This is a genomic window from Pantoea sp. E956-1 (assembly GCF_982223955.1).
On the sequence record NZ_CEUYZP010000048.1, the window covers coordinates 1 to 478 of the forward strand.

Annotated in this window: 1 protein-coding gene; it reads left to right on the forward strand. The window is 58.4% G+C overall.

Features of this window, described 5'->3' with window-relative positions; all coding sequences use genetic code 11:
• The first annotated feature begins 16 nt into the window (after nt 1-16).
• Nucleotides 17-367, forward strand: coding sequence for a hypothetical protein (locus tag AC0T7J_RS25180; protein ID WP_336341263.1), 351 nt, complete (start codon nt 17-19; stop codon nt 365-367).
• The last annotated feature ends 111 nt before the right edge of the window (nt 368-478 follow it).

Genomic DNA, 478 nt, shown 5'->3' on the forward strand with positions numbered 1-478 from the left:
GTTCGAGAGGTGAGACATGCCATACGCAATTAAGGAAGACGGCCAACTTCGATCTGTAAGCGTGGAAATGCAGCTTGAGGCTGATGAAACTCTGGTGGACGAGCTGCCCGATTGGTTGCTGAGCAAGCTTGAAGAGATGGGCACGCTGGCTGGGCTGGTCGCACAGGAGGCCAGTTGGCGCGGCGAAGAGCTCGCCGTCACAGCGCGTCAGCTGGAGGCCTTGGAAGAGGCTGAGGCAGATGTACCGCCCGCGGATCTGCTCGCCGGAACACGCAAGGCATGGCTGAAGTATCGCGGCCAGCTGAGCAACTGGAAGGATGGCGCCGAGTTCTTTCCTGACTCGGCGCATCGTCCGGTTCGACCGTAAACATAATCCACACACAAGCAACCCGCCATTGAGCGGGTATTTTTTTGCCCGGAGAAAACAATGAGCGCTACCGAAAAAGGCCGCGACATCCTCGCCCGCACACTTTGGGGT